Source organism: Methylobacterium sp. GC_Met_3 (assembly GCF_026540775.1).
Lineage (GTDB): Bacteria > Pseudomonadota > Alphaproteobacteria > Rhizobiales > Beijerinckiaceae > Methylobacterium.
The window spans coordinates 1-449 of the sequence record NZ_JALNUL010000193.1; the positions used below are offsets into that span (position 1 = coordinate 1).

The window sequence follows — 449 nt, forward strand, 5'->3', positions numbered from 1 at the left end:
GGTGGCGTAGGTGATACCGCGGGTCAGGCAGTAGGCCAGGGTGTCGAATTGTGGCGCCGGCTCGCGGCCCTCGCGCCAGCCCGAGGCCATGTAGTGCGCGGCCGGGTCGACGCCGGCTTGCTGCAGGTCGGGGTTGGCGGCGAGGTAGAACGGCCCGTCGACCAGCCGCCGGGCGAGGCGCTGGGCCTGGCGGGTGTCGGGCGGGGGCAGAACCGCCGTGCCGGCCTCCGCGAGGCTGCCGGCTTGGCGCACGAGGGCGTGCAGGAACGGGTTGATCCCGGCTTTGGCCAGGACGGGGTGCGCGGCGAGGTGATCGGCGGAGGAGAAGTCCGGGCGGGGGTCGCGGCCCTCGCGCCATCCGTGGACGAGGTAGTCGCGCACGGGATCGGCGGTGATGCCGTACCACGTGGCGTAGAAGGCGGCGTCGACATGGGGGGTGAGCGCGGCGA

Annotated in this window: 1 pseudogene; it reads right to left on the reverse strand. The window is 74.2% G+C overall.

Going from position 1 to position 449, the window contains the following annotated elements:
* Nucleotides 1-449, reverse strand: a pseudogene (locus OXS27_RS32470) (glycosyl transferase); the annotation flags it as partial.